Genomic DNA, 2,500 nt, shown 5'->3' with positions numbered 1-2,500 from the left:
TTGCCTTGGATAAATAATAAACGACATGATTCAGCTTTTTTGTTTCGTCGGTTCTTTCTAAATCGAGCTTACGGTTTAGGTTATAATACACTTCCTTAGTATGCCAGATTTCTGCGATTCCGGACGAATTCTCTCGATTTTTTCGAAACTCTTCGAACTCACGGATGTATTCCGATTTTTTTTGACCGGCCGGTTGCGAGATCGGATCCGAACTGATTTTTAAAGAAAGAATGTTGTCCAGACGAAAATTCCGGGGGGCGTTTCGTTTATGACAATATCCTAATAAATAATCTTCTAAAGAATGAAATAGAAACCAGGGGTCCACTTTTCTTCGAGTGGGTTTCTCTCCTGTTCTGGATTGGTATTCAAGGTTCAGAGACTTTTCGTTTCGAATCGCTTCTTGAATATCGGTTTTGTAACTTGAAAGCGCTTCCTGCCCGGCAACCGGAACAATCGAAACGATTTTCTTTAGTATTTTTCGAGCGGTTGAATTTGTCTGCGGATCGGAGCTTGTTTCCGTAACTTCCTCTAAAATTTTTCTGAGAGCCAACCATTCTCGAATACTCAGACGCAAACTGGAGTCAAAACGAAACGGTAGAATCAAACCGAAAGTGTCTGTTTCTGAGTCGTAATCGACTTGAATCAAGTCGGCAATGTGAGGAGTCGCTCCGAGAAAGAAAAGTTCTCCCAACTGTTCTTTTAAATCTTTTCGATTATTAATTCCGGTTACGCTGGCGAGCTCTTCGAGAGTCATTCTCTTACCGTCTCGAAGGTGGCGAATTAGATTCAATTTGAAATTCAGTCGAACCGTGCTTGGATTCATGAATCTCAAAAGTAAAAACTCCGCACATTCTGTAAACCGGAAATGTGTGGTATTTCTTATTTACCATAAAGTCCGCTTCAAGTTATCGTTTTATGTTTTAGAGTTAAGAATGGAAATATCGGGTTTAAGTTCGCAATTTGAGTCTTTTTTATTGTTTCAATATTTCAGGAAACTTGTGTCATGGAACGTTCGGATTGGATTGGGGTAAAACTCTGAAGGAAGTTCGAGAAGCATCCTGATTGACAATTTGAAACAAGAAGAAATTCTTTCGGAGATGCGAAAGCTAATATTATTCTTTCTACTCTGCTTGCCGGTTTTGTATTACGTCGGAATCGTCCTGAGTTGGGAGAAAAAAAAGAGAATTCCGATTACCGGAGACGAGCCTCATTATCTAATGATCTCGGAAAGTATTCGAAAAGACGGGGATTTCAATCTCAAAAATAACTACGAGGAGGATCGGAATACTAAAAAAATCATTGGTCCGGTCGATGTGGAAAATCATACGATTGCAAAAGACGGAAAATTATACAGCATTCATTCGATCGGAACGTCGTGCGTCGCGTTGATCGGATATTCGATTTTCGGAATTACCGGAGCTCGTATTAGTCTCGCTCTTTTGGCGGGGCTTATTCCTTTTTTATTCTATCAATTGGGTAAAATCTTTCGTCTTTCGCCGGAAGAGGCTGCCATAACCGCGGTTTTTTATTCCGTTAGTCTTCCGTTTCCCATGGCCGCGGGGCAAATATTTCCGGATCTACCTACTGGAATTCTACTGACTTTCGTATTCACGATTCTATTTATGTTGGAAACGAAAAAAACATTCAAAAATAGGAATATTCTGTATTTTGCATGCGGAGCGGGGTGCGGATGTTTGGCTTGGTTTCATGCAAAAAATCTGCCGGTTGCAACGCTCGTCCTTTTTTGGGTTCTTTGCAAAAAGGAAGCGGACCTGAAATCCAAAGAAATTTTCCTCGGAACTACTCTTGTGTTCGTATTCTCTTGTTTGGTTTGTAACTTTTTATGGTTTGGGTCGATTATCGGTCCTTATGGCGAAAAAAATTCTCCGCCCACGTTCGATCTAAATTTTTTCCATTGGGTTACGGTCTTTTCGGGTCTTTTTATGGACCGGAATCAGGGACTCTTTTTTCAAAATCCTATGGTCTGGATTCCTGGAATCTTAGGAATTTTTTTCCTTATTCGAGATAAGGATTTAAAGCGAATCGGAATTCTTTTCCTGTTCGTATTGATTTTACAACTTGGGTTGAATGCGGGACACCCTTGTTCCTACGGATGTCTTTCTCTTCCGGGTAGATTCCAGTGGAGTTCTGCGGTTTTATTTTTTCTTCCTTTTCTCGCAGGTTGGAAAATGCTAAGTTCTATTTCAAGAAGAATAGCTTGGGCAATTTTCATCCTTTGTGTCGCTTATCAAATTTGGATCGGAAAATATTGGTTTGATTATACGAGTTCTTTATACCACGTAATGGAGACTGACCCTCAAAAAAGACCCGGCTTTTTTCCGGAGAAAATTCTTTCTTATCTGCCGTCCTGGACGGATACTAATTCATCTTGGAAGGTCGTCGTAAATTGGGTCTGGATTGGAATTTTTTTACTGCCGATATTATCATTGAGCTATCTGTGGATTCAGAATAATCGTAGAGATAAAACGATCTGAATCCG

General features: G+C 40.2%; 2 protein-coding genes (1 of these 2 only partly in view). One reads left to right on the top strand and one right to left on the bottom strand.

Annotated features, from left to right (window positions below; all coding sequences use genetic code 11):
* Positions 1 to 823: the 5' portion of a helix-turn-helix transcriptional regulator gene (locus FHG67_RS16485; RefSeq protein ID WP_036074918.1), read on the bottom strand. The gene continues 122 nt to the left of window position 1, outside the view; 823 of the gene's 945 nt are visible here — the first part of the coding sequence; its start codon is at positions 821 to 823; its stop codon lies beyond the left edge, outside the window.
* 274 nt (positions 824 to 1,097) lie between these two features.
* On the opposite strand from FHG67_RS16485, the gene FHG67_RS16480 reads away from it, so the two are divergent.
* Positions 1,098 to 2,495 carry an ArnT family glycosyltransferase gene (locus tag FHG67_RS16480; RefSeq protein WP_036074956.1) on the top strand — a complete coding sequence of 466 codons (1,398 nt, stop codon included), beginning with the start codon at positions 1,098 to 1,100 and terminating at the stop codon, positions 2,493 to 2,495.
* Positions 2,496 to 2,500 lie beyond the last annotated feature (5 nt).

The organism is Leptospira weilii (assembly GCF_006874765.1).
Lineage (GTDB): Bacteria > Spirochaetota > Leptospiria > Leptospirales > Leptospiraceae > Leptospira > Leptospira weilii.
Note: the sequence above shows the minus strand (reverse complement) of the source record. Positions and strands in the feature narration are given on the sequence as shown.